The following is a 23,894-nucleotide window of genomic DNA, read 5'->3' on the forward strand; positions in this document are numbered from 1 at the left end:
ATTTTCCAGTCAGAGCTAAACAACACAATCAGCTTTAAAATCAAGGGGGAAACAAAATGAAAAAATTTAGCTTTTTATTTGCTAGTCTATTTTTACTAGCAGCATGTGGTCCAACAGCTGGCGGAGGCGCAAGCGGGGGTGGAAATAAGGTTGAAGGCGATACAATCAAAATTGGCATGAACATGGAACTTTCTGGAGATGTTTCGGCGTATGGGAACGCTGAAAAAGAAGGAATCACATTAGCGGTTGAAGAAATCAACGAAGCCGGTGGCGTGTTAGGGAAAAAATTAGAATTGATCGAAAAAGACAACAAATCAGAAAATGGCGAAGCAACATCAGTCGCAGCCAACTTAACGGCAAAAGATAAAGTCGTTGCAGTAGTGGGTCCAGCAACATCTGGTGCAACAAAAGCAACGATTCCAAATATGACGAAAGCAGCAGTTCCAGTTATTACGCCTTCAGGGACGGATGACAGTATCACTGTTGTAAACGATAAAGTGCAAGAATATATTTTCAGAGCGTGTTTCCAAGATACCTTCCAAGGGGTTATCTTAGCAAACTTTGCCCAAGATAATTTGAAAGCGAAAAACGTTGTGATCATTGGTGATAACTCAAGTGACTACGCTATTGGACTCACAAAATCATTCAAAGATACATTCAAAGGCAAGATTGCCAAAGAAGAGACCTTTACAGCAGGAGACAAAGATTTCCAAGCCATCTTAACAAAAATCAAAGACCTTGATTACGATGCAATCTACATTCCAGGCTACTATGCAGAAGCTGGCTTGATCATCAAACAAGCGCGTGAAATGGGCATCGACAAACCAATTCTTGGAGCGGATGGATTTGGTGATGAAAAATTAGTTGAAATCGCTGGTGCGAAAAATGTATCTGAAGTTTATTACACAGGTCATTTCTCAGAAAAAGCGCCTGCAACAGACAAAGTAACACCATTTGTAGATGCATTCAAGAAAAAATATGACAAACAACCATCTGCTTTCAACGCTTTAGGCTATGACTCAGTTTACATGTTGAAACAAGCAATGGAAGATAAAGATTCAGCAGATTCAAAAGACATTACAGCAGGTTTGGCTTCATTAAAAGACTTTGTTGGTGTAACAGGAAAAATGACGATGGATAAAGATCACAATCCTGAAAAATCTGCGGTTGTACTAGGCTTAACAGAAGGAAAAGAAACATCTGCGGATGCTGTAAATCCTTAAATATACACTAAATGATTGAAACTAAAAGAGGGTGAGACAAGGTTCTGCGTTTTGTCCATCCTCTTTTTCCTTTAAGCAAACAGCACTTATTCTAAAATATTGGAAGTGATAAACATGGAAGTAGTTATCCAACAACTAGTCAATGGACTTTTTCTAGGTAGTATTTATGCGCTATTGGCATTAGGGTACACAATGGTGTACGGAATCATCAAATTGATCAACTTTGCCCATGGAGAAATCTATATGTTAGGTGGATTTATGGGGTATTTCTTTATTAATAAATTAAGTTTAGGGTTCTTCCCAGCCTTGATTTTATCAATGGTAGGAGCTGCCGTGATCGGTGTTGTCATCGAGTTTTTAGCCTACCGACCACTAAGGAAATCAACAAGGATCGCTGCACTTATTACAGCAATCGGTGTGTCATTTTTATTACAAAACGGCATGATTTATTGGTTAGGACCAGAAAAGAAATCATTTCCTCAAGCAATTGAATTTAAAAATTATCAACTAGGGTTTATCCAAATTTCAAATATTCAAGTTCTTATTTTAGTTATCTCCCTAGTGTTGATGATTGCCTTACAATTAATCGTCAAAAAAACAAAGATGGGAAAAGCAATGCGAGCAGTTTCAGTGGATGCGGATGCAGCACAATTGATGGGGATCAATGTCAATCGCACAATTTCATTTACATTTGCTTTAGGTTCAGCGTTAGCAGCAGCGGCAGGCATGCTGATAGGCTTGTATTATAATTCTATCGATCCAATGATGGGGGTTGTTCCAGGCCTTAAATCATTTGTTGCCGCAGTGTTAGGTGGGATTGGAATCATCCCTGGTGCAGCACTTGGTGGCTTTGTGATTGGTTTGTTAGAAACAATTACGATTGCACTTGGTTTTTCAGATTATAAAGATGCGGTGGTATACGCATTGTTAATCATCATATTATTGATTCGTCCTGCTGGTATCCTCGGCAAGAACATCAAAGAGAAAGTGTAGGTGGTAAGTATGAAAAAGAATTTGAAATATAACTTCGTTTGGCTTTTACTTGCCGCATTAGCGTATGCTTTTATCTATGTATTATATGTTACAGGTGTTATTACACCATTCACTGAATATACCTTGATTACGATTGGAATCAATATTATGTTGGCGTTAGGATTGAATTTGATTATTGGTTTTTCAGGTCAGTTTTCTTTAGGGCATGCTGGTTTTATGGCAATCGGGGCTTATAGTGCAGCGATCATGTCCGTTAAGTATCCTACAATGGGTGGTTTTTTTAGTGGGATTTTACTAGGAATCTTTTTATCTGGGATCGTGGCATTATTAGTTGGGATTCCAACATTGAGATTAAAAGGCGATTACTTAGCGATTGCAACTTTAGGAATTTCTGAGATTATTCGAATCATTATTATTAACATGAAAGATATCACGAATGGCCCTGCTGGAATCTTTGGTATTCCCCCAATGGTCAATTGGTCGATGGTTTTTGGATTTGTGGTTATTGTGACCTTGATTATTGTTAATTTTATTCACAGTGGACCAGGACGCGCAACAATGGCAATCAGAGAAGATGAGATTGCGGCTGAATCAATGGGCGTTAATACGACTAAATATAAAGTAGTGGCGTTTATTATCGGTGCGGTTACAGCTAGTGTGGCAGGTGCTATTTATTCAAGTTATGTTCAAACGATTGCACCAAAAGATTTTGGCTTTATGAAGTCAATTGATATTCTGATCATCGTGGTTTTTGGTGGTATCGGTAGTGTGACAGGTACCTTTATTGCAGCCATTGTACTAGGAATTTTGAATATGTTTTTACAAGATGCAGGTGCATTAAGAATGATCATTTATGCATTGGCCTTGATCATTATCATGATTTTTAAACCAGGTGGATTACTTGGAACCTGGGAATTTTCAGTAAAAAAAATCTTCAAGAAAAAGGAGGATAAAACAAATGCCTCTATTGAACGTTAAGAACTTAACAAAAAATTTCGGAGGGCTAGCTGCCGTTTCAAATGTCAATCTTTCTTTAGAAACCAATGAATTGATTGGCTTGATCGGTCCTAATGGTGCTGGTAAAACAACGTTGTTTAATCTTTTGACCGGTGTTTATGAACCAAGTGAAGGGACCGTGACGTTAGACGTTTTAGGGAAAGAACATGTCTTAAACGGAATGAAACCCTATCATATTGCCGATATGGGCTTAAGCAGAACCTTCCAAAATATTCGTTTATTTAAAGATTTGACGGTTATGGATAATGTGTTGATCGCAATGAATAGTAAAAATAAAGAAGGCATCCTATCAAGTATTTTACGTTTGCCAAGTTTTTATAAAAAAGAAGCAGAAATGGAAAAGAAAGTACTAGAGCTGTTAGCAATTTTTGGCTTAGAGGATAAAGTTCAAACTCTAGCAAAAAATCTTCCTTATGGGGAACAAAGGCGTTTAGAAATTGTGCGTGCGTTAGCAACACAGCCTAAAGTATTATTTTTAGATGAACCGGCAGCTGGAATGAATCCACAAGAAACGGCGGATTTAACCGAACTAATCAGGAAAATCCAAAAAGAATTTCAAATAACAATTGTGTTGATCGAGCATGATATGAGTTTAGTCATGGAAGTTTGTCAAAGAATTTATGTGTTAGAATACGGCAGAATCATTGCTGAAGGGGAACCGGAAACAATCAAAAACGATCCTCGTGTAATCGAAGCATATCTTGGGGGGGAACTATAATGTTAACAATCGAAAATTTATCCGTTCATTATGGCGTAATCCAAGCTGTTCGTGACGTTAGTTTTAATGTAAAACAAGGTGAAATCGTATCATTGATCGGTGCCAATGGGGCTGGGAAAACGACGATTTTAAGGACGATTTCCGGATTGAATCGACCCTCAAATGGGACGATCACTTTTGAAGGGCAACTGATCCAAAAAATGCTTCCACAAAAAATTGTTGCCTCAGGATTGTGTCAAGTTCCGGAAGGTCGCCATGTTTTTGCTGGATTAACAGTTCAGGAAAATTTAGAAATGGGTGCCTTTTTGAGAAAAGATGGCGAGCTAAAGCAAGATTATGAGATGATTTTTGAACGATTTCCTATTTTGAAAGAACGGAAGAATCAAGATGCTGCTACTTTATCAGGTGGAGAACAACAAATGTTGGCTATGGGACGAGCGCTGATGTCCAAACCAAGATTATTGCTATTGGATGAACCATCGATGGGCTTAGCCCCCATTTTTATTCAAGAAATTTTTAATATCATAAAAGAAATCAATAAACAAGGAACAACCGTTTTACTAATTGAACAAAATGCTAAAATGGCACTTTCCATTGCAGATCGAGGCTATGTTTTAGAAACGGGCGAAGTTGTTTTAAGCGGTCCAGGAAAAGAGCTTCTTGAAAGTGAAGAAGTTAAAAAAGCCTATCTAGGAGGATAAAAGCATGAGTGTAAGTGATTTTATGACAAAAAATTTAGTCGTTGCTCAACCGGAAATGAAGATTTTTGATGCAGTAGATTTGATGAAAAAAAACAATATTCATCGTTTACCCGTAGTTAAAAATGAGCGCATAATTGGATTGATCACAGAAGGCACGATTCAATCTGCAATGCCGTCAAAAGCTACTAGCTTAAGCGTTTATGAAGTAAATTATCTACTTAACAAGACGACAGTAGCAGATATCATGGTAAAAGAGGTTCAAACCATTGAACCCGCCGCTTCTTTAGAAGATGGTATTTTTAAAATGCGTCAAAATAATATTGGTGTATTGCCTGTTGTAGACGGAAATGAGATGCTAGTCGGAATTATTACAAATAACGATATTTTCGATGCATTCTTAAAAATCACAGGCTACAACGATGGTGGGACGCGTGTTCAACTGCGCATTCCAGAAGACCACAAAGGCATTTTAGCGGATATCTCAAAGTTGCTAGCCGATAATGATTTTAGCATTTTGACGGTTGTCGTAAATCGTAAAGAGTTAGAAACCGTTATTGAGTTACAAATCGAAAGTCGTGAGACTAATCAAATTGAAAAAATTTTAAAAGAAGCTAATTATGATGTTTTTGAAGCAGTATTTATGTCAAAAAAAGTATAAAAAGTCACTAATAGCAAGAATTCACCAGAAAATTTTTACTGAAAAAGAGTTTGACTATTATATTGGCATGTGATAGTTTTATATAGTGTGGTAAGGAGAATCTCTTTTAATCACAATCAAATAGTAAAAGATTTAGCGTTTTACTATCTGTACATTATGTCCTAAAACAATAGGGGTTATTGTTGGTATGATTATTACAGAACATCTGTAATTAATTATAAATATTTAAGATAGGAGGAAAACAAATGAAAAAAGTTATTGGATTTATCGTGGCTGTTGTTGCGATGGTAAGCTTTGCTACACCAGCTTCTGCTGATGGAGCTATTTCAACAACAGAACAGTCTATTCTTAATGAATTGAATGCTGGTGTAACAATCGGCGGTAAAAAATTCAATTTTGATGCGGCTGAAACAAACGCAGCTGCAAATCACTTGAAACGTGTTGATTTAACACAAGCTCAAGCGGATGAGGCTGTAAAAAACATTCAAGCAGCACGTGGATTAGTTGAAAGTGTATCTGTTAATACATCAAGTGCTAATTCTCTTGCAAGTGCAATTAAATTATTGCCAGCTAACGTAATTTCTCAAGTACAAAATTACGCAGTTGCTGCTGGAAATGCTGTTGGCGTGAAAATTACTTTTGGTGGCGGAAGCTACTCAGCAGTAACAATCACAGATGCGAATGGCGCGCCTGTTTACAAAACTGGAACTCCAGTGAAAAACACAGGTTCTAATTACGCATTAAGCGGTATTACTTTTGGCTCATTGATCGTAGCTGCAGCAGGTGCAGTATTCGTGAGCAGAAAGAACAAACTAGCATAATATGAAACAACTAAAAAGAGTAGGGGCATTTATTTACATGCCTCTTCTCTTTATGTTTTTTGGCTATCTCATTATTTACATAATTGGCGCACCTGTCATTAATTTTGCTACTTCAGCAGTCGAATTGATTTCACTGAATGATGCTCCGGATTTTGAACAAAAAGGGACGAACCTTTTTGAACAAAGAAATGCAACAAAAGAGCAAACAACATCAGGAAAAGTAACCGATAAATCAGTAGATCAAACCACTGAGCAGACAACGGACCTCGTTGATCAAGAGTCAAAAGCAGCTGCGAATGGAAACGAAGTGACTAAAACGGGCGATTTAGCTTCTTCAAGTATGATCTATCCAGTAGGAGGAGATCAATTTGGTGAAGTAGTGATCGATAAAGTTGGAATTAATGAGCCATTATATTACGGAGATAGCGAAGAAATCTTGCGTTTAGGCGCAGGACAGTACATCGGCAGTATGATTCCAGGAGATCTTGGAGCGACGTTGATCGGCGGGCATAATCTGCCTTCTTTTGGGAAAATCTATTACTTAGAACCTGGTGATCAAGTCGAGGTCCATACTCATTATGGCGATTATACGTATCAAGTGACAGAAGTAAAGGTTGCGAATTATAAAGACTCAGCAATCAATACAAAGTTAGGCGACCGTTCAAAAAGATCACTGATTCTTTATACTTGTTATCCATTAGATGCGATTGGTTTAACACCAGAACGTGTTTTTGTTTCTGCAGACTATGTATCTGGACCAATCATTGATGAGAAGTCATAAAGGAGGAGAACCCGTCAGATGAAAAAAAGTGGTCATTTAATGAAAACTATCTCTCGCTATTTCATTGCTTTCTTATCTTCTGTATTTTTGTTTGCCTTTTTGATTTTATTGACCTTACGATTGACACTTTTTAGTGAAGGCTATATCGAAAAACAAGCAGTTAAAGCAGACTATTATTCAGAGTTGACTGAAGAAATCAATCGACAAATTGAAAATAGCGCTTTAGGAAGTAACATTCCAGAAGGTGTATTGCATCAATCAATCAGCAAAGAGTTAGTAAAAAAAGATGTAGATGCCTATTTTAAAGCGATGTACAATACTGGGACAAAATATTCGATTTCTAATGAAAAAGAGATTCAAACAACTGTTTCAACAGCAATCAGTCATTATATGAATGAGAAGGGCATCCAGACAACACCAGAATCAGAGGCGGCTGTCACGGGACTTTCAGAGAATGCTGTGAAAATTTATAAAGGCTATGTTGAGCTGCCGTTTTTAGTTTCTTACGGACGGAAAGTGATGAATTATAAATCAACATTAGTTATTTTTATGGTTGTTTGTGGTGTTTTATGGGCTTTACTAAGCTTTTCTCTCTATTCTTCGTTAAGAGGGTATGTCCATCGTTTATTTAGATACTGGGCTTATGTTTGGGTTGGTAGTGGCTTGATGATGCTTGTAGCTCCGGCAATTATCCTAATTCAGGGTACTTTAACGAGGCTTGGTATTCAGTCTAAGGCCATGTATGACTTTATCCAAACCTACTTATCAAGTTTTTTATGGCTTTTTATCGTTGTAGGAGCTGTTTCGATTGTAGCAGGTATTGTCTTTGGCTTACTTAGTGAAGTGAAGAGAAAGCAATTATTTAGTGTTTAAACTTAGAACAATTTGTGGAACAAAACGAAACTCGTTTTGCTCCACTTTCTTTTTTTCGTGTAACGTGATACCATAGATGCTTGGGAGGGATGAAGATGTCAAAGAAAAATAAAGATATAGAAGTAAAAATTGAAGAAACTGAAAAAAAAATCAATGGTGAGACAATTACAGTGAGTACTTTAACGATTGGCAAAAAAGAAATCGGTCAAGTTCTTGCACAAGAAGCAAAAAAATTTGCGGTTGTGATCGATGGACGCAATGAAGCGACTGTGAAAACGCTTGATGAAGCGATCGAATACGTGATTCGCCAATGGAATTTAAACGACTAAAATAAATAACAACTTTTTTTCGAAAAAGGCTTGCATTTTTGTTAAAAGTTTTGTATTATAACTAAGTCAGGTTTGTTACTAAAAACCTTTTGGAGGAATAGCGAAGTGGCTAAACGCGACGGACTGTAAATCCGTTCCTTAGGGTTCAGTGGTTCGAATCCACTTTCCTCCATTTCAACCTTTGGGGTATAGCCAAGCGGTAAGGCAACAGGTTTTGATCCTGTCATGCGTTGGTTCGAATCCAGCTACCCCAGTTTTTTTATGAGAACAACTCACTATGAGTTGTTCTTTTTTTGTCTAAAAAATCAGGGTGACTTCTGTTCTCTTTTTTCAAAATATGTGATAAAGTGGATAAAAAGCATGAGGAGTGAACCCGATGAATATTAAAGACAAAATAACTGAAACGGCAGAAAGAGTCTATGACTTAGCACGTGAAGGTAAATATGATGTGAAGGTCAATCTTTTTTCTAAAAAGAACAGTAAAGATAAAGCGACAGGTATCCAAGTTGTATCTACTCGAGATACAGCACATACAAAAAAATGGCGTGCTAAAAACCGCTAAATTAATCATAGGCTAAAACAACATCGATTATTTGTTGTTTTAGCCTATTTTCCTTTAATCTGGGTTATTTATCGATTTCTAGGCCCAGAACGGTCAGGTGACCGTTTCCAACCAGTTTAATAACAAGTCTAGCCAGATGGTTTGGCGACATGTCTGTGTCACTTGTGATCCACCAATGTAGGGTACCAATGAAGATAGAAGTCATATATTCAATGATAAAATCAATCGGTACTTCAATATCATTCTCCGTAATTTTCAACTTAGAAAAGATATCCGCATATTTTTCATAAATGATATCTGCTAACTTCTTGCGTAACAATTCATTTGAACTTCCATCCATGATCGTCAAAAAAAATTTTTTGTTTTTTTGAATATTAATATAAATGTGGGTGAGTAAGAATTCTATCTGTTTTACTTTGATGCGATTGCTGACGATGATCTGCTCCGTATCAATAACAGAAGTGAAAGCATTGATTGCAAAATCAAAAATTTGTTCATAAAGGTCTTGTTTGTCTTTGAAGTGAGCATAGAAAGTCGCACGATTGATCATTGCTTCGTCGGCGATGTCTTGAATCGTTATACAGTCATATCCTTTTTCCTCGACTAAGTGAAAGAAAGCTTCGATAATCATTTTGTGTGTTCGTTTTACTCGGAGGTCAGTTTTCTTTGACATAAAAATTTCCTTTCGAAATAATCAACAGTTTTTAAAAGTTTGTTGCTTATCTCACAAATTTGGGTGTTTTGCTTGTTGCATTTAAATTAGAATCTTTCTAAAATATACATAAGTATTATATCAGACACCTTGTAGGATAATCAACAAAGTGTTGTGAAATAAAAGGATATGGATTATAAGGAGATCAAACGTATGACAATCAGAGCAGGAATAGACGTTGGTTCAACAACTGTGAAATTAGTAATTATTGACGAAAAAAATCATACATTATTCGCCAAATACGAGCGACACTACTCCGATGTAAAAGCAGCAACCGAAAAAGTATTGAATGAAGCGATGAATGAGCTAGGCGAAGCAACGCCGATCACAATGACGATCACAGGGTCTGGTGGTATGGGACTAGCAGATGTTTTGAAGATATCGTTTGTTCAAGAAGTGATCGCCTGTACAAGAACAGTAGAAGAAATCATACCAGAAACGGATGTAGCGATCGAGCTAGGTGGTGAAGATGCCAAGATCACCTTTTTTGAAGGTGCCTTAGAGCAACGGATGAATGGTAGCTGTGCAGGAGGTACAGGCGCTTTTATCGATCAAATGGCAGTTTTGTTGAAAACAGATGCAAATGGTGTCAATGAATTGGCTAAAAACTATCAAACAATCTATCCAATTGCCTCAAGGTGCGGTGTGTTTGCTAAGACTGATGTGCAGCCGTTGATCAATGAAGGGGCAGCGAAAGAAGATATTTCTGCCAGTATTTTTCAAGCAGTCGTCAATCAAACGATTGCGGGACTTGCAGCTGGTCGTAAGATCAAAGGGAAGATCGCTTTTTTAGGTGGGCCATTGTTCTTTATGTCAGAACTTAGAAAACGATTCATTGAAACCTTGGATGTAAAACCAGAAGATGTGATATTTCCAGAAAATCCTCAATTATTTGTGGCAATGGGCGCGGCGATTTATTCTGAAGGAGCTAATCCAACCACCTTAGCTGAGTTGATCCACCGTTTAACCAAAGGCGATGAAGAACAATTAAAGCCGACTGATACGTTAGAACCATTATTTCAAAATGAAGATGAGTTAAAAGCATTTAGAGCACGTCATGATCAAGCCAAAGCACAAGAAAAAGCCTTGTCTGAACATCGTGGTGTAGCATTTTTAGGAATCGATGCTGGCTCAACCACAACAAAAGTTACCTTGATCGATGAAGACGGTAATTTATTGTTTTCATTTTACGGAAACAATCAAGGACAGCCGTTAGAGACCACGATGAGTGTTTTAAAAGACTTATACCAACAATTGCCGCAAGATGTTTTTATCGGGAAAGCAGCAGTTACAGGTTACGGGGAACATCTAATCAAAAATGCCTTAAAAGTTGATATCGGTGAAGTGGAGACAATGGCACATTATAAAGCCGCTAATCATTTTCAGCCAGGTGTCGATTTTATCTTAGACATTGGTGGTCAAGATATGAAGGCGATGACGATCAAAGAGGGTGTGTTGTCTTCGATCCAATTAAATGAAGCCTGTTCTTCTGGTTGCGGTTCTTTTATTGAAACGTTCGCTAAATCATTGAATTTTGATGTCAAAGACTTTGCCCTTGAAGCGCTCAGTTCCAAAGCGCCGGTTGATCTTGGGTCTCGTTGTACCGTATTTATGAACTCAAAAGTGAAACAAGTTCAAAAAGAGGGGGCGTCAGTTGGCGATATTTCAGCTGGACTTTCTTATTCAGTAATCAAAAACGCCATTTACAAAGTAATCAAAGTCCGTCGTCCGGAAGAACTAGGGAAAAAAATCGTTTGCCAAGGTGGGACTTTTTATAATGAAGCGGTGTTACGAGCTTTTGAAATGATTAGTGAACGGGAAGTGGTTCGACCTTCTATTGCTGGATTGATGGGCGCGTACGGTGCCGCATTGATTGCCTTAGAAAATTACGAATTAGGAGAAGAAACGACGATTCTTGGGCTAGAGGAGCTGGATACATTTACAGCGGATAAAGAATTTACTCATTGTGGTCTTTGCGAAAACAATTGTATGATGACGGTCACGATTTTTTCTGATGGGCGTCAATTTGTCACTGGGAATCGCTGTGAACGTGGTGCGAGGATCAAAGTCAAAAAAGAAGATCGCAAGGTCAATTTAGTTGATTATAAATACCGGAAACTATTTAAGTATCGCCCTTTAAAAGAAAAAGATGCGGTGCATGGTAGGGTCGGAATTCCTCGTGTCTTGAATATGTATGAAAATTATCCGTTGTGGCATACCTTCTTTACAGATCTGGGCTTCCGAGTGGAATTATCGCCACGTTCAAATAAGGAATTGTACGAACAAGGGATGGAAACTATTCCAAGTGATACAGCGTGTTATCCAGCTAAAATTTCTCATGGTCATATTCAAGCCTTGATTGATTCTAAGGTACCAATGATTTTTTATCCAGGTGTCGTTTTTGAACGTCAAGAGTCAGCCGAAGCCGATAATCATTTTAACTGTCCGATCGTGCAAAGTTATCCTGATGTCATTCGGAACAATGTTGACGATATTCGTGACGGTAAAGTCGATTATCGTAATCCTTATATCAATCTAGCGAATGAAGCTTCTGTAGCAAAAGTGTTAAGTGAAACCTTTGCAGATCTTGGTATTTCAGCAGAGCAAGTAGCCCAAGCGCTTCGGCATGGTTATGAAGAGTTAGATGCTTTTAAAGATGATGTCCGTAATAAAGGAGAAGAAACCTTAGTAATGCTAAATCAAAAAGGCGAGAAGGGCATCGTTTTATCTGGTCGTCCGTATCATTTAGACCCTGAAATCAATCATGGAATCGCTGATGTGATCACGCAAGAAGGATTCCATGTCTTAACGGAAGACTGTGTTTCTCACTTAAGTGATGTTGGAAATTTACGTGTGGTCAATCAATGGGTGTATCATTCTCGTTTATATGCAGCAGCGCGTGTTGTGGCAAAATCTAAAAATCTTGAATTAGTTCAATTGAATTCATTTGGTTGTGGCTTAGATGCCGTTACAACCGATCAAGTAGAGGAAATCATGGATCAATATGGCAAAGTCTATACGGTCCTAAAAATCGATGAAGGGTCTAATTTAGGGGCTATCAGGATTCGTTTACGTTCTTTGAAAGCGGCGGTTGGCGAACGGGAAAAAATGCATTTTGAACCAAAAATGCAGCACGAAGAACCAGAAAAAATCATCTTTACAAAGGAAATGAAAAAGACCCATACCTTGTTATTGCCAATGCTTAGCCCAATTCATCAATCTGGGTTAGTCGATGTTGCATTAAAAGCGTCTGGTTATAATGTGGTTTGTTTACCAGCAGATGATCGGGAAGCGGTCAATGTCGGGTTGAAATACGTCAATAATGATGCTTGTTATCCAGCGATTATTTCGATCGGTCAACTGGTTGAGGCGCTGGAAAGTGGTGAGTATGATCTCGATCATGTCAGTGTGATGATGACGCAAACAGGTGGTGGTTGTCGAGCAACAAACTACATTCCGCTCCTTAGAAAAGCCTTGAACGATGCTGGTTTCCCGCAAGTGCCTGTTGTTTCTGTCTCAATGGGGAACAAAGGTGTTGAGTCTAACCCAGGCTTTAAGTTTACCTTGCCAATGTTGAAACGTGTTGCGGTCGCCTTTTTATATGGGGATTTATTTGAACGAGTTGTTTACCGCACACGTCCTTATGAAACCGAAGTCGGGATGATTGATGCACTGCATGATAAATGGCTGAAGCAAATCGAAAAAAATGTTCGCAATGGTTCACTGACGTTATTCAATCGTAATATGAAAAAAATTATTAAAGAGTTTGATGAAGTGCCGTTAAATGAAGTCAAGAAACCTAAAGTCGGTATCGTGGGTGAAATCTTAGTAAAATATTCACCGACTGCTAATAACGATATTGTCCGTTTATTAGAAGCAGAAGGGGCAGAAGCTGTCGTACCAGACATCGTTGGCTTTATGAATTACTCTTTATATAATCAAATTTGGAAATACGATAATATGGGTATGTCTAAACAAAGTAAAAACTTAGCTCAATTTGCGATTCGAATTATTGAATACGTTGAAAAACCGATGGACAAAGCCTTAAGAAGTTCCAAACGATTTGAAGGGTTGAGTTCTATCCACGAATTAGCTGAGGATGCTGGAAAGATACTTTCAATTGGAAATCATACTGGTGAAGGCTGGTTCCTGACTGGTGAAATGATTGAATTATTGAAGTCGGATGTCAATAATATTGTCTGTATGCAGCCGTTTGGTTGTCTACCAAACCATGTTGTCGGTAAAGGTGTGACAAAAGAGCTACGTCGTCAGTATCCTAAGGCGAATATTGCACCGATTGATTATGATCCTGGGGTATCATTAGTAAATCAATTAAATCGAATCCGTTTAATGATGGCGACAGCCAATAAAATGATGAATGAAGAAAACGTCCGTTCATAAAAGAATAGAAGTGTTTATTCGGATAATAAGAGCCTGGGTACATAGCGTGAAAAGTTATGTACTCAGGCTCTCTTTTTTCTACGATTAGTCAATCTGAAAAGATAATTTAATCGAAACTTTTTCTTTCTTTTTGTTTTGAATTATGTATAAAATAGACTTAATGACTAAAAAAAATTCTCGTTTGAAGCATACCAAATTATTACGTAAAGGCTTTCCTTTACTGAAATTTAGACTTTTTGGTTGTTTATGAGGTATATACCAGTTATAATGAAGGAGAATAAAAAGGAGGAAATAAGATGGTTTCGAGTTTACCAGTTTATATTCAAATCCACGATAAAATTAAAGATGATATTGAGCATGGTGTTTGGAAGATTGGAGACCGCCTTCCATCCGAACGTGAGTTGGCAATCCAGTTCAGTGTTAGTCGAATGACGTTGAGACAGGCGATTCAAACACTTGCTGATGAGGGGATTTTAGAACGTAAGATTGGCTCAGGGACTTACGTTGCCCGTAAAAAAGTCCAAGAAAAAATGACAGGAACCACTAGTTTTACGGACATTATGCTTTCACAAAATCGAGTACCTTCTAGCCGTACAGTTTCTTATTATGTAGCCAAACCAAGTTCTAGCGAGATGGAAAAGTTGAACCTAAAAGAAAATGAACAAATCGTTCGAATGGAGCGTGTTCGTTTTGCTGATGACCTACCCATTTGTTTTGAAGTTGCTAGTGTACCGTATTCCTTAGTAGATCAATATAGTAAAGCCGAAATTACAAATTCTTTTTATAAAACGTTAGAAGAAAAAGGCGGTAATAAAATCGGTCATGCCAATCAAACGATCTCAGCAATGTTAGCGTCGGAACAGATCGCTGATTATTTAAAAATCAAACGAGGAGATGCGATCCTTCGTTTACGCCAAATTTCTTATTTTGAAAATGGCACGCCGTTTGAGTATGTCAGAACCCAGTATGTAGGAAATCGCTTTGAATTTTACTTAGAAAAATAAACTGAAAAAAGAAAATGAACGCATTAAACTCATCTAGATCGAAGAGTTGTCAGCATTCATTTTCTTTTTTATTTTGTTAAATCGATTTTTTCATTGATCCAATAAATCAAGATACCGCCAATGGACATGGATAATACCTCGCCAATTCCAACGGTTAGCCATGTATAGAAAAAGGGTAATTGATAAAAGTAAGTCAATTGTCCGGCTACTGTAAACATTGATAGAGAACAAATCATGGCAGTTAGCATCATTTTTTTGATAGGGCTTTTTAGCTGCTTGGTGGCATAATAAGATAAATATAAAACGACGAATGTCGATAAACTACCGATTATAACATCTACTAAACCCAATGGTGAAGCAAAGTTTGAAATAGCTACACCCAATGTAACGGCGCCAATGTAACGCTTGTTAAAAATCGGCAAGTAATTGAACAACTCCGAAAACCTGAGTTGAACTGCACCAAAACTAAAGGGTGCTAAAAAAATGGTCACAACAATATACAGTGCTGTAATCAGCGCCATTTTTGTCAGGGACATGACAGACCAAGCTTTAGTCTGCGAGTTTGGATTATTCATTTGGATTCTCCTTTGTAAAACAGTTTCTCTGTTTTAGTGATAACTATGACCAAAGGAAGTGACAGAAAGAATCCTGCCAACTGAAGTGTCATAGTGTGAATGACTTCACTGGGTTTTATGTTATCGGAGATTGTGCTATTTGTAAAGTAAGGTGTGAAACATAAGTGCTATTATTTTTCTAACCAACCACCATCGATTGTCATGACAGTGCCGTGAATATAGTCTGCCTGTTGACTTGCCAAAAATAATGTTAGTGAAGCAACCTCAGTAGGTTTAGCCCAGCGTCCAGCAGGCGTTTCATTTGCGACCCATTCGGCCATTTTACCATCTCCAGCAAAATCAGCCGCATTCATAGGTGTCTGGATTGCTCCAGGAGCAATTGCATTTGCACGGATACCTTGTCTGATGTAGTCATGATCCAACTGCTTTGTATACCCAATGATTGCATGCTTCGAGGCAGTATAAGCCGCGCCACCGCCGCCAGCCACCATGCCAGCAATTGAGGCCATATTGATGATCACACCATGTTTTTGCATCAAAAGTTGTGGCAAAATTTGATTAGTGACTAAAAAGGTTCCTTTTAAATTTACAGCTAAAACACGATCCCACATGGCTTCTGTTGTTTTTAGTGTCGGGGTGTAGTCATCTAGAATGCCCGCAGTGTTTAATAAAATATGAATACTGCCAAATGTGTCATTTACGCTTTTTACAGCCGCTACAATATCGTTAAGGTTTGTCACATCACCGATAAAAGCAGCAAACTTTCCAGGATAATTTGTTGCTTGCTCAGTTGTGTTACGCAAGCCAATTGGATCAACATCCATACCAAATACGTTTGCACCTTGTTCTACGAAAGCAATCGCTTGAGCTTGCCCAATCCCGGAAGCTGCTCCTGTTACAAAAATTGTTTTTCCTTGGTATTCATTGAAACGCATACTTATCCCTCTTTTCATAGTAATCAAAGAAAAGCTAGACCAACTTAATTTAAGTGTTCTAGCTTTTTAGCGAAATTTTAGTCGGTGTGAACGATTTTCCAGTCTTCAGCCAAAACATCACAAGGCGTTGGAGAGAACATACTGTATCCTTCATCAGATGTTTTAATTAAAAAATAGGGTGTAACTTGAAGGAACGTACCATCGGATGTACCGATCTCGTCTCTAAGTTCAATATACAGTTCAAAACCACCCCAGCCTTCTCTAACTGCTTTAGCACCTTTTTTGATTTGTGGTAATACTTCTTCAAATGTCATCTACTTGCTCCTTTTCTATGATTGGCAGTTCATGATAAGAACATTCGCCTTTTTCAAATGTAACCTGTCCGTTTAATAATTCAACGACCTCAGTCATAAATGCCTCAGATTTTGGTTCATCCACAAGACAGATAACATCAACATGTTCACCGTAAACCGTGTCTTTTAGAGTATACGGGTTGTGTTCCATAAAATTTTGAACACTGCCTAAGTTGGGATAACTGATCGTTAAACGGATCTCCTGCTGTAATTTTCCCTCAACTAAGCCAATATCGCCCAAAGCATGAGATACGGCCTGACTATAAGCTCTAATCAGCCCGCCTGCGCCTAATTTTGTTCCACCAAAATAGCGGGTAACAACAGCGACGACATTGATCAATTCTTGTTTTTTCAGCACTTCCAACATTGGAATACCAGCAGTTCCGCTAGGTTCACCATCATCACTACTGCGTTGGATATCACTTTTTTCACCAATCACGAACGCACTACAATTATGATTTGCTTTCCAGTGTTCCTTTTTCTTTTGAGCAATAAATTGCTTTGCTTCTTCTTCTGAATAAACTCGTTTGAGAGAACAGATAAAACGAGATTTTTTTATCTCAATTTCACTTTCTCCATCAGAGCGAATGGTAAAATAACTTTCAAGCATTTGCTCAGTCCTTTACTACATAATGCTTTAAGTATAAAAAAAATCAAGACGAGAAGCAACTGTTCTCTTAAAAATACCTGAGAGAGCTTCGTTTGCTTCTTGAAAGTTTTATGAGATAATACTAAAAGGAATACTGTTTTTTTGGTAGAAATTATTTTTTTCAACTAAAGGAGTGAATGATTTGGCAAAAGAGCGTCAAAAGAAATATGATAGCGTTACCCATTATTTAACGACCAATGGTGGATCACAAGTAACTCTAACGTTTACTCAGTTTGACGAGTTGCTTTTTCCTCATTCGGGACTTCCTAAGACAGCACGAACTGATATTGATTGGTGGGCCAATGACCATAAGCACCCTGAAAAAGGAGCATATGGCTGGCTTAATGCAGGATATCAAGTGGTACAAGTCACTCTTGAAAAAGAATATGTGGTCTTTAATAAATTACTAAAATCAAATTGGTTATTTTGAACGAAAAAATAACGAGAACGTAAAAGCAGGAAGCGTTGACAAATATTTGGTTTATACGATATCATGAAGTATAGAAGTCAAAGATAGGCTAGGTTATCATTAGAAAAAGGAGATGGATAGAATGGCTAAAAAAACAATTATGCTTGTATGTTCTGCAGGTATGAGCACAAGTTTGTTAGTGACAAAAATGCAAAAAGCTGCCGATGCTCAAGGGTTGGATGCAGATATCTTTGCAGTTTCAGCTTCTGATGCGGATAACAATTTAGAAAGCAAGCCTGTAGACGTATTATTATTAGGTCCGCAAGTACGTTTTATGAAGGGTGACTTTGAGAAACGTTTAGAACCAAAAGGAATTCCTTTAGAAGTAATCAACATGGCAGATTATGGTATGATGAACGGGGAAAAGGTTTTACAACAAGCGTTGAGACTAATTGGAGACGATCAATAAAACAGCAGCGGTTGCTTTAATAGTAATCCTATTATAAGTGAGCAAAACAAAACGTATCACGTTTTGTTTTGCTCTTTTTTTAGTTTCTACACTGAGAGACTCCTCTTCAAAAAAAAAACAAAGCAAAAAATGCGTAGTTTAATAGTGGAGGGGATAAAAAATGCAAGAATTATGGGGAAGAAAAGTCTTGAAAAAAGAAATCAATCAAAGCGAACAACTTGAAATAGCGAGTTTGACCTTACCGACGATGAAAGAACTAGCGGAAAATAAAATACAATGTTTACGTTGTGGTCAGATTCAATTGAAATTTACCGTACAGTTAGTGAATCAATGTTACTATTGTCCAGAATGCATTCAATTAGGTAGGGTAGATACTGGCCAGCAATTTTACCATTTACCAGAGCCTGATTTAGTCAAAAGAAAGGTTTCTTTTGTTTGGGAAGGTCAATTAACTATAGGACAACAGCAAGTTTCAGATGAATTAGTTGCTTCTGTAAAAAAAGCTGAATCTCGCATGATTTGGGCAGTTACAGGTGCTGGAAAAACGGAAATGTTGTTTAAAAGTATCCATTATTCTTTAGAATGTGGTTATCGAATTGGAGTAGCTTCACCTAGAGTTGATGTTTGTTTAGAGCTTTTCCCAAGAATACAAGCTGTTTTTCCAGATGAAGAGGCCTTGCTGCTTCATGGAAAGATGGAAGAGAGCTACCGTTATACTAAATTGCTGATATGTACAACACATCAATTACTACGCTTTTATCAGGCTTTTGACGTGTTAATCATTGATGAAGTAGACGCCTTTCCGTTTGTTGATAATCCACTACTACACTATGGAGTAAAACAAGCAGTCAAGCCAAAAAGTTCACTGATCTATCTCACGGCAACTCCGACCGAAGCATTAACTAAAAAAACAGATCGAAATGAATTAAAGACAAGTATTTTACCCGCTCGTTATCATAGAAGAGTGCTACCTGTTCCAAAAATGAAATGGTGTCATCGCTGGCACGAAAAAATCAAGCAAGGCATCAGCCCTAAATCTTTTGAGGATACGATTCGTACGCTGATAAGTAAAAATGATGTCTTGATTTTTTGTCCCACTATTACATTGATGGATCAACTAGGAAAAGCTGTGGAAAAGAGTTTTCCAGAAACGGCATTAGCTTCTGTTCATTCGCAAGATTCACAACGGCTAGAAAAAGTTCTAAAGATGAGAAATAAGGAATACCGTATTCTGATGACTTCGACTATCTTAGAACGTGGAGTGACGTTTGATGGTGTTTCAGTGATTGTTTTAGGTGCCAATCATACTGTTTTTGCAACATCTGCTCTGGTTCAGATTGCGGGTAGAGTTGATCGGAGAAAAGAATATACCGCAGGAGAAGTCTGGTTTTTACATGATGGATGCACAAAAGCTATGAAAGAAGCAGTAAAGCAGATCAAAAAAATGAATACGCTAGGATTAGAGCGAGGCTTGATCGATGAAGTGTAATTACTGCAGTCAAATGACCAATAGAAATCTAACGCTCGCTGAAATATTCCTACCTAAGAAAATTGTATCGGAGCAATTATGCTCTCAGTGTACCCAAAAATTTCAGTTGCTGAAAACAAAAGGAACCTGTCAAGGATGCCAGCGTCAAACCCAAAATAGGTATTGTAGTGATTGCTTAAAATGGCAACAACTTTACCCACAGTATGATTTTCATCATGAAGCACTTTTTTCATATAATCAAGCGATGCAAGAATGGTTTGAAGAATATAAATTCAAAGGAAATTATCGGCTTAGATATAGTTTTGTTTCATTTTTACAAGCGTACTTTAAACAAAAAAGAGGGTTCATCGTAATTCCAATGCCCATTTCAAAAGAACGTCTGGCTGTCCGTGGGTTCAATCAAGTTGAAGGGTTGCTTGAGGCCGCGGAGATCGATTATCAGCCATACTTGGTACGTTTTGCCGATGGTCATTCTCAAGTAACGAAAACTAGAAGTGAACGACTCCAGTTAGTTCAACCTTTTGAGCTGACCAAAGAAGGGCAAAAAGTAGTCTCAAATAAAAGCATTCTTTTAGTCGATGATATCTATACAACAGGGCGGACGATTTTTCATGGAGCACAAGTTATTTTAGAAAATCACCCGGCTAAACTGTATACGTTTTCTCTTGCGAGATAGCAGAATAAATAAAATGAAAAATCGTCCGCAATTTTGTTGGCAAAAGTACTATAATTCGTTATAATAGAATTAAGAAGAAGGATAACAGAGTGGTCCTTTTATTCCTTCTTTAGTGGCAGATGAAAGGGGTAATCGTTATGTTTAGATATAATGTGCGTGGAGAAAACATCGAAGTTACTGAAGCAATCCGAGACTATGTAGAGAAAAAAGTTGGTAAATTAGAACGTTATTTCAGTGATTCACCAGAAGCAACCGTTCATGTAAACTTAAAAGTCTACACTGAAAAAACAGCAAAAGTCGAGGTTACTATTCCTCTACCTTATTTAGTATTACGTGCTGAAGAAACATCACCTGATTTATATGCAAGTGTTGATTTAGTTGTAGATAAATTAGAACGACAAATTCGTAAATTCAAAACAAAAATCAACCGTAAATCTCGTGAAACAGGGATGAATACTGCTAAAGCAGCTATTTTCTTAAATGGTGAAGAAACACCAGATGAAACGCCAGAATTAGACATCGTTCGTACAAAACGTCTTTCACTAAAACCAATGGACAGTGAAGAAGCTGTTTTACAAATGAACATGTTAGGACATAACTTCTTTATCTTTGAAGATTCAGAAACAAATGGAACAAGCATTGTTTACCGCCGTAAAGATGGTAAATATGGATTGATTGAGACAGACTAAATTAAAAGAGGACGTTCTATTTCCTTGAGTTAGGCTCTAAAATGTCTAGTTCGTTAGAATATGGCTCTTTTTGAAGGACAGTCAAGATCATCAATAGTTGATACCAAAGAGACTGTAGCAAGACGGCACACGTTTTGCCGCAGTCTTTTTTCTTTGTTTTACGTGCGTATACATAAAAAATGATATAATATATTGTTAATATTAAGAGAAGTTATTTCCTTTCTGGGCAACTAATGATAAAATAGAAAGGATGATTGTGCATTTAGTGCAAAAAATAAATAGAGTTTATTGAAAGGAACACTTAAAACCATGGCTAATTTTTTAAAAAAGATGATTGAAAATGATAAAAAGGAACTAAAACGCTTGGACGGTATTGCCAACCAAGTAGAAACTCACGCTTCAGCGATTGCTGCATTAAGCGATGAAGAATTAAAAGCAAAAACAGACGAGTTCAAAGCGCGTTATCAAAAAGGGGAAACACTAGATCAATTATTACCAGAAGCATTTGCGGTCGTTCGTGAAGCCGCTAAACGTGTTCTAGGTTTATATCCGTACCATGTTCAATTAATGGGTGGTATCGTCTTGCATGATGGGAATATCCCTGAAATGAGAACCGGTGAAGGGAAAACCTTGACTGCCACAATGCCAGTTTACTTGAATGCATTAACAGGTGAAGGTGTTCATGTTGTAACAGTCAATGAGTATTTAGCAACTCGTGACTCAGATGAGATGGGTGAGTTGTACAATTTCTTAGGTCTGACAGTTGGTTTAAATATCAACTCAAAAACATCAGAAGAAAAACGTGATGCCTATAACTGTGATATCACTTATAGTACGAATAACGAATTAGGCTTTGATTATTTACGTGATAACATGGTTGTTTACCGCAATCAAATGGTACAACGTCCGTTGAACTATGCAATCGTGGATGAGGTCGATTCAATCTTGATCGATGAAGCACGGACACCGTTGATCATTTCTGGACAAGCAGAAAAATCAACAGCTCTTTATACGCGTACAGATAATTTTGTGAAACGATTAAAAGAAGAAGAAGATTATAAAATCGATGTTCAGTCTAAAACGATTAGTTTAACTGAGGCGGGTATTGAAAAAGCAGAAGAAAACTTTGGTTTAGAAAACCTGTATGATATCGAAAATACAGCGTTAACGCATCATATGGATCAAGCGTTACGTGCAAACTTTATCATGCTACGTGACATTGATTACGTGGTTCAAGAAGGCAAAGTTCTGATCGTTGACCAATTTACAGGTCGTATCATGGATGGTCGTCGTTATTCAGATGGGTTACATCAAGCGATCGAAGCCAAAGAAGGCGTAGAAATCGAAGATGAAACAAAAACAATGGCGACAATCACATTCCAAAACTATTTCCGTATGTATAAGAAATTAGCTGGGATGACTGGTACTGCTAAAACGGAAGAAGAAGAATTCCGTGAAATCTATAATATTCAAGTGTTCCAAATCCCAACAAACCGTCCAATCATTCGTGATGACCGTGCAGATTTACTTTACCCAACATTACAAAGTAAATTTAAAGCAGTAGTTCAAGATATCAAAGAGCGTTATCATAATGGACAACCTGTTTTAGTTGGTACAGTTGCTGTTGAAACTTCTGAATTATTATCAGAATTATTGAATAAAGAAAAAGTTCCACATGAAGTATTGAATGCGAAAAATCACTTTAAAGAAGCAGAAATCATCATGAATACTGGTCAAAAAGGTGCAGTAACAATCGCTACCAATATGGCTGGTCGTGGTACAGATATTAAATTAGGTCTTGGTGTTATTGAACTTGGCGGTTTAGCTGTAATTGGTACTGAACGTCATGAATCACGTCGTATCGATAATCAATTACGTGGACGTGCAGGTCGCCAAGGAGATCCTGGGGTTTCTCAATTCTACCTATCACTTGAAGATGACCTGATGAAACGTTTTGGTTCAGAACGTATCAAAGCGTTCTTAGATCGCATGAACATTGAAGAATCAGACGCAGTGATCCAAAGTAAAATGCTAAGCAAACAAGTAGAATCAGCTCAAAAACGTGTAGAAGGAAATAACTATGATACACGTAAAAACGTCTTACAATACGATGACGTAATGCGTGAACAGCGTGAAGTAATCTACGCGCAACGTCAAGAAGTCATCATGGAAGATAAAGAGTTGACTGAAACATTATTAAACATGGTAAAACGTACGATTACTCGAGTTGTAGATAGCCATACACAATTAGAAAAAGAAAACTGGAATCTTGATGGTATTGTAGATTTTGCAGCATCAACATTAGTTCATGAAGATTCTATTGCAAAATCTGATATTGAAGGCAAGACACCAGAAGAAATCAAAGAATATTTAGTCAAACGTGCGCAAGAAGTATATGATATCAAAGTAGAACAACTAAACGGTCCTGAACAAATCTTGGAATTCCAAAAAGTTGTTATCCTACGTGTTGTAGATACAAAATGGACAGATCATATCGATGCAATGGATCAATTACGTCAATCAGTTGGTCTACGTGCTTACGGACAAAATAATCCATTGGTTGAATATCAAACAGAAGGGTACAACATGTTTGAAGAAATGATTGGCGCGATTGAATTCGAAGTAACACGTCTATTCATGAAATCAGAAATCCGTCAAAATGTTCAACGTGAACAAGTGGCACAAGGCGAAGCTGTTCATCCATCTGATGAAGAAGAGCCTCAAAGTAATACAAGTGCTAAAAAGAAACCGATTCATGTTGATGAAAAAATAGGTCGTAATGATCCTTGTCCTTGTGGCAGTGGTAAGAAATACAAAAATTGCCACGGTAAAGGTCAGTAACAATTAATGAAGGTGA

Annotated in this window: 24 protein-coding genes and 2 tRNA genes; 21 read left to right on the forward strand and 5 right to left on the reverse strand. The window is 37.5% G+C overall.

The window, feature by feature from the left end; translation table 11 throughout:
• Positions 1-56 precede the first annotated feature (56 nt).
• The 13 genes from ATZ35_RS10955 to ATZ35_RS11015 all read left to right on the forward strand — a co-directional run bounded on the left by ATZ35_RS10955 (position 57) and on the right by ATZ35_RS11015 (position 8,676).
• On the forward strand, positions 57-1,223 hold the full coding sequence (locus tag ATZ35_RS10955; RefSeq protein WP_208927266.1) for an ABC transporter substrate-binding protein: 1,167 nt from the start codon (positions 57-59) through the stop codon (positions 1,221-1,223).
• Positions 1,224-1,337: 114 nt separating this feature from the next.
• Positions 1,338-2,216 carry a branched-chain amino acid ABC transporter permease gene (locus tag ATZ35_RS10960; protein ID WP_208927267.1) on the forward strand — a complete coding sequence of 293 codons (879 nt, stop codon included), beginning with the start codon at positions 1,338-1,340 and terminating at the stop codon, positions 2,214-2,216.
• A gap of 9 nt (positions 2,217-2,225) precedes the next feature.
• Entirely contained in the window at positions 2,226-3,194 is a 969-nt protein-coding gene (locus ATZ35_RS10965; protein WP_086281001.1) for a branched-chain amino acid ABC transporter permease, read from the forward strand.
• On the forward strand, positions 3,175-3,951 hold the full coding sequence (locus tag ATZ35_RS10970; protein WP_208927268.1) for an ABC transporter ATP-binding protein: 777 nt from the start codon (positions 3,175-3,177) through the stop codon (positions 3,949-3,951). The genes ATZ35_RS10965 and ATZ35_RS10970 overlap by 20 nt, the downstream gene beginning before the upstream one ends.
• Complete coding sequence (locus tag ATZ35_RS10975) at positions 3,951-4,652, forward strand: ABC transporter ATP-binding protein (RefSeq protein ID WP_208927269.1); 702 nt, start codon at positions 3,951-3,953, stop codon at positions 4,650-4,652. Before ATZ35_RS10970 ends, ATZ35_RS10975 begins: the two co-directional genes overlap by 1 nt.
• A gap of 4 nt (positions 4,653-4,656) precedes the next feature.
• Positions 4,657-5,310: a CBS domain-containing protein gene (locus ATZ35_RS10980; protein WP_208927270.1), complete on the forward strand. Its 654-nt coding sequence runs from the start codon at positions 4,657-4,659 to the stop codon at positions 5,308-5,310.
• A 245-nt stretch (positions 5,311-5,555) separates the two neighbouring features.
• A complete protein-coding gene (locus tag ATZ35_RS10985; protein ID WP_208927271.1) occupies positions 5,556-6,131 on the forward strand; it encodes a hypothetical protein in 576 nt (191 codons plus the stop codon).
• Positions 6,132-6,168: 37 nt separating this feature from the next.
• Complete coding sequence (locus tag ATZ35_RS10990; protein WP_244148154.1) at positions 6,169-6,912, forward strand: class D sortase; 744 nt, start codon at positions 6,169-6,171, stop codon at positions 6,910-6,912.
• 18 nt (positions 6,913-6,930) lie between these two features.
• Complete coding sequence (locus ATZ35_RS10995) at positions 6,931-7,785, forward strand: hypothetical protein (protein WP_208927273.1); 855 nt, start codon at positions 6,931-6,933, stop codon at positions 7,783-7,785.
• A gap of 95 nt (positions 7,786-7,880) precedes the next feature.
• Positions 7,881-8,114: a DUF2969 domain-containing protein gene (locus ATZ35_RS11000; protein WP_208927274.1), complete on the forward strand. Its 234-nt coding sequence runs from the start codon at positions 7,881-7,883 to the stop codon at positions 8,112-8,114.
• A gap of 91 nt (positions 8,115-8,205) precedes the next feature.
• Positions 8,206-8,286, forward strand: a tRNA-Tyr gene (locus ATZ35_RS11005).
• 10 nt (positions 8,287-8,296) lie between these two features.
• Positions 8,297-8,368, forward strand: a tRNA-Gln gene (locus ATZ35_RS11010).
• Positions 8,369-8,490: 122 nt separating this feature from the next.
• Positions 8,491-8,676 carry a hypothetical protein gene (locus ATZ35_RS11015; protein WP_208927275.1) on the forward strand — a complete coding sequence of 62 codons (186 nt, stop codon included), beginning with the start codon at positions 8,491-8,493 and terminating at the stop codon, positions 8,674-8,676.
• Positions 8,677-8,740: 64 nt separating this feature from the next.
• Here ATZ35_RS11015 and ATZ35_RS11020 read toward each other — a convergent pair whose 3' ends face one another.
• Entirely contained in the window at positions 8,741-9,349 is a 609-nt protein-coding gene (locus tag ATZ35_RS11020) for a TetR/AcrR family transcriptional regulator (RefSeq protein ID WP_208927276.1), read from the reverse strand.
• A 192-nt stretch (positions 9,350-9,541) separates the two neighbouring features.
• On the opposite strand from ATZ35_RS11020, the gene ATZ35_RS11025 reads away from it, so the two are divergent.
• Both ATZ35_RS11025 and ATZ35_RS11030 read left to right on the forward strand, forming a co-directional pair.
• Positions 9,542-13,789, forward strand: coding sequence for a 2-hydroxyacyl-CoA dehydratase (locus ATZ35_RS11025; RefSeq protein ID WP_208927277.1), 4,248 nt, complete (start codon positions 9,542-9,544; stop codon positions 13,787-13,789).
• Between the two features lie 296 nt (positions 13,790-14,085).
• The gene (locus ATZ35_RS11030) at positions 14,086-14,793 is read left to right on the forward strand and encodes a GntR family transcriptional regulator (RefSeq protein WP_208927278.1); all 708 of its coding nucleotides are present in this window, start codon (positions 14,086-14,088) and stop codon (positions 14,791-14,793) included.
• 68 nt (positions 14,794-14,861) lie between these two features.
• Here the strand turns inward: ATZ35_RS11030 and ATZ35_RS11035 are convergent, their stop codons facing one another.
• From ATZ35_RS11035 to ATZ35_RS11050, 4 genes are all read right to left on the reverse strand, one after another.
• Positions 14,862-15,368: a QueT transporter family protein gene (locus tag ATZ35_RS11035; RefSeq protein WP_208927279.1), complete on the reverse strand. Its 507-nt coding sequence runs from the start codon at positions 15,366-15,368 to the stop codon at positions 14,862-14,864.
• A 170-nt stretch (positions 15,369-15,538) separates the two neighbouring features.
• A complete protein-coding gene (locus ATZ35_RS11040) occupies positions 15,539-16,321 on the reverse strand; it encodes a 3-oxoacyl-ACP reductase (protein WP_208930474.1) in 783 nt (260 codons plus the stop codon).
• Positions 16,322-16,380: 59 nt separating this feature from the next.
• Positions 16,381-16,617 carry a DUF2829 domain-containing protein gene (locus ATZ35_RS11045; protein WP_208927280.1) on the reverse strand — a complete coding sequence of 79 codons (237 nt, stop codon included), beginning with the start codon at positions 16,615-16,617 and terminating at the stop codon, positions 16,381-16,383.
• The gene (locus tag ATZ35_RS11050; protein ID WP_208927281.1) at positions 16,607-17,266 is read right to left on the reverse strand and encodes a YigZ family protein; all 660 of its coding nucleotides are present in this window, start codon (positions 17,264-17,266) and stop codon (positions 16,607-16,609) included. Before ATZ35_RS11050 ends, ATZ35_RS11045 begins: the two co-directional genes overlap by 11 nt.
• A 181-nt stretch (positions 17,267-17,447) precedes the next feature.
• Between ATZ35_RS11050 and ATZ35_RS11055 the strand changes: the two genes are divergently transcribed.
• From ATZ35_RS11055 to secA, 6 genes are all read left to right on the forward strand, one after another.
• Positions 17,448-17,735: a DUF7662 domain-containing protein gene (locus ATZ35_RS11055; protein ID WP_208927282.1), complete on the forward strand. Its 288-nt coding sequence runs from the start codon at positions 17,448-17,450 to the stop codon at positions 17,733-17,735.
• Between the two features lie 121 nt (positions 17,736-17,856).
• On the forward strand, positions 17,857-18,183 hold the full coding sequence (locus ATZ35_RS11060; protein ID WP_208927283.1) for a PTS sugar transporter subunit IIB: 327 nt from the start codon (positions 17,857-17,859) through the stop codon (positions 18,181-18,183).
• 160 nt (positions 18,184-18,343) lie between these two features.
• Entirely contained in the window at positions 18,344-19,672 is a 1,329-nt protein-coding gene (locus tag ATZ35_RS11065; RefSeq protein WP_208927284.1) for an ATP-dependent helicase ComFA, read from the forward strand.
• On the forward strand, positions 19,662-20,348 hold the full coding sequence (locus ATZ35_RS11070; RefSeq protein WP_208927285.1) for a ComF family protein: 687 nt from the start codon (positions 19,662-19,664) through the stop codon (positions 20,346-20,348). Before ATZ35_RS11065 ends, ATZ35_RS11070 begins: the two co-directional genes overlap by 11 nt.
• A 137-nt stretch (positions 20,349-20,485) precedes the next feature.
• The gene (gene hpf / locus ATZ35_RS11075) at positions 20,486-21,037 is read left to right on the forward strand and encodes a ribosome hibernation-promoting factor, HPF/YfiA family (protein ID WP_010760772.1); all 552 of its coding nucleotides are present in this window, start codon (positions 20,486-20,488) and stop codon (positions 21,035-21,037) included.
• A 309-nt stretch (positions 21,038-21,346) separates the two neighbouring features.
• Entirely contained in the window at positions 21,347-23,878 is a 2,532-nt protein-coding gene (gene secA, locus ATZ35_RS11080) for a preprotein translocase subunit SecA (protein ID WP_208927286.1), read from the forward strand.
• Positions 23,879-23,894 lie beyond the last annotated feature (16 nt).

The sequence above is a fragment of the Enterococcus rotai genome, from assembly GCF_001465345.1.
Lineage (GTDB): Bacteria > Bacillota > Bacilli > Lactobacillales > Enterococcaceae > Enterococcus_L > Enterococcus_L rotai.

What these genes read in the sequence shown, in the direction of transcription:
- ATZ35_RS10955 (WP_208927266.1), top strand. Translation starts at nt 57, where the DNA reads ATGAAAAAATTTAGCTTTTTATTTGCTAGTCTATTTTTACTAGCAGCA.
- ATZ35_RS10960 (WP_208927267.1), top strand. Translation starts at nt 1,338, where the DNA reads ATGGAAGTAGTTATCCAACAACTAGTCAATGGACTTTTTCTAGGTAGT.
- ATZ35_RS10965 (WP_086281001.1), top strand. Translation starts at nt 2,226, where the DNA reads ATGAAAAAGAATTTGAAATATAACTTCGTTTGGCTTTTACTTGCCGCA.
- ATZ35_RS10970 (WP_208927268.1), top strand. Translation starts at nt 3,175, where the DNA reads ATGCCTCTATTGAACGTTAAGAACTTAACAAAAAATTTCGGAGGGCTA.
- ATZ35_RS10975 (WP_208927269.1), top strand. Translation starts at nt 3,951, where the DNA reads ATGTTAACAATCGAAAATTTATCCGTTCATTATGGCGTAATCCAAGCT.
- ATZ35_RS10980 (WP_208927270.1), top strand. Translation starts at nt 4,657, where the DNA reads ATGAGTGTAAGTGATTTTATGACAAAAAATTTAGTCGTTGCTCAACCG.
- ATZ35_RS10985 (WP_208927271.1), top strand. Translation starts at nt 5,556, where the DNA reads ATGAAAAAAGTTATTGGATTTATCGTGGCTGTTGTTGCGATGGTAAGC.
- ATZ35_RS10990 (WP_244148154.1), top strand. Translation starts at nt 6,169, where the DNA reads ATGCCTCTTCTCTTTATGTTTTTTGGCTATCTCATTATTTACATAATT.
- ATZ35_RS10995 (WP_208927273.1), top strand. Translation starts at nt 6,931, where the DNA reads ATGAAAAAAAGTGGTCATTTAATGAAAACTATCTCTCGCTATTTCATT.
- ATZ35_RS11000 (WP_208927274.1), top strand. Translation starts at nt 7,881, where the DNA reads ATGTCAAAGAAAAATAAAGATATAGAAGTAAAAATTGAAGAAACTGAA.
- ATZ35_RS11015 (WP_208927275.1), top strand. Translation starts at nt 8,491, where the DNA reads ATGAATATTAAAGACAAAATAACTGAAACGGCAGAAAGAGTCTATGAC.
- ATZ35_RS11020 (WP_208927276.1), bottom strand. Translation starts at nt 9,349, where the DNA reads ATGTCAAAGAAAACTGACCTCCGAGTAAAACGAACACACAAAATGATT.
- ATZ35_RS11025 (WP_208927277.1), top strand. Translation starts at nt 9,542, where the DNA reads ATGACAATCAGAGCAGGAATAGACGTTGGTTCAACAACTGTGAAATTA.
- ATZ35_RS11030 (WP_208927278.1), top strand. Translation starts at nt 14,086, where the DNA reads ATGGTTTCGAGTTTACCAGTTTATATTCAAATCCACGATAAAATTAAA.
- ATZ35_RS11035 (WP_208927279.1), bottom strand. Translation starts at nt 15,368, where the DNA reads ATGAATAATCCAAACTCGCAGACTAAAGCTTGGTCTGTCATGTCCCTG.
- ATZ35_RS11040 (WP_208930474.1), bottom strand. Translation starts at nt 16,321, where the DNA reads ATGAAAAGAGGGATAAGTATGCGTTTCAATGAATACCAAGGAAAAACA.
- ATZ35_RS11045 (WP_208927280.1), bottom strand. Translation starts at nt 16,617, where the DNA reads ATGACATTTGAAGAAGTATTACCACAAATCAAAAAAGGTGCTAAAGCA.
- ATZ35_RS11050 (WP_208927281.1), bottom strand. Translation starts at nt 17,266, where the DNA reads ATGCTTGAAAGTTATTTTACCATTCGCTCTGATGGAGAAAGTGAAATT.
- ATZ35_RS11060 (WP_208927283.1), top strand. Translation starts at nt 17,857, where the DNA reads ATGGCTAAAAAAACAATTATGCTTGTATGTTCTGCAGGTATGAGCACA.
- ATZ35_RS11065 (WP_208927284.1), top strand. Translation starts at nt 18,344, where the DNA reads ATGCAAGAATTATGGGGAAGAAAAGTCTTGAAAAAAGAAATCAATCAA.
- ATZ35_RS11070 (WP_208927285.1), top strand. Translation starts at nt 19,662, where the DNA reads ATGAAGTGTAATTACTGCAGTCAAATGACCAATAGAAATCTAACGCTC.
- hpf (WP_010760772.1), top strand. Translation starts at nt 20,486, where the DNA reads ATGTTTAGATATAATGTGCGTGGAGAAAACATCGAAGTTACTGAAGCA.
- secA (WP_208927286.1), top strand. Translation starts at nt 21,347, where the DNA reads ATGGCTAATTTTTTAAAAAAGATGATTGAAAATGATAAAAAGGAACTA.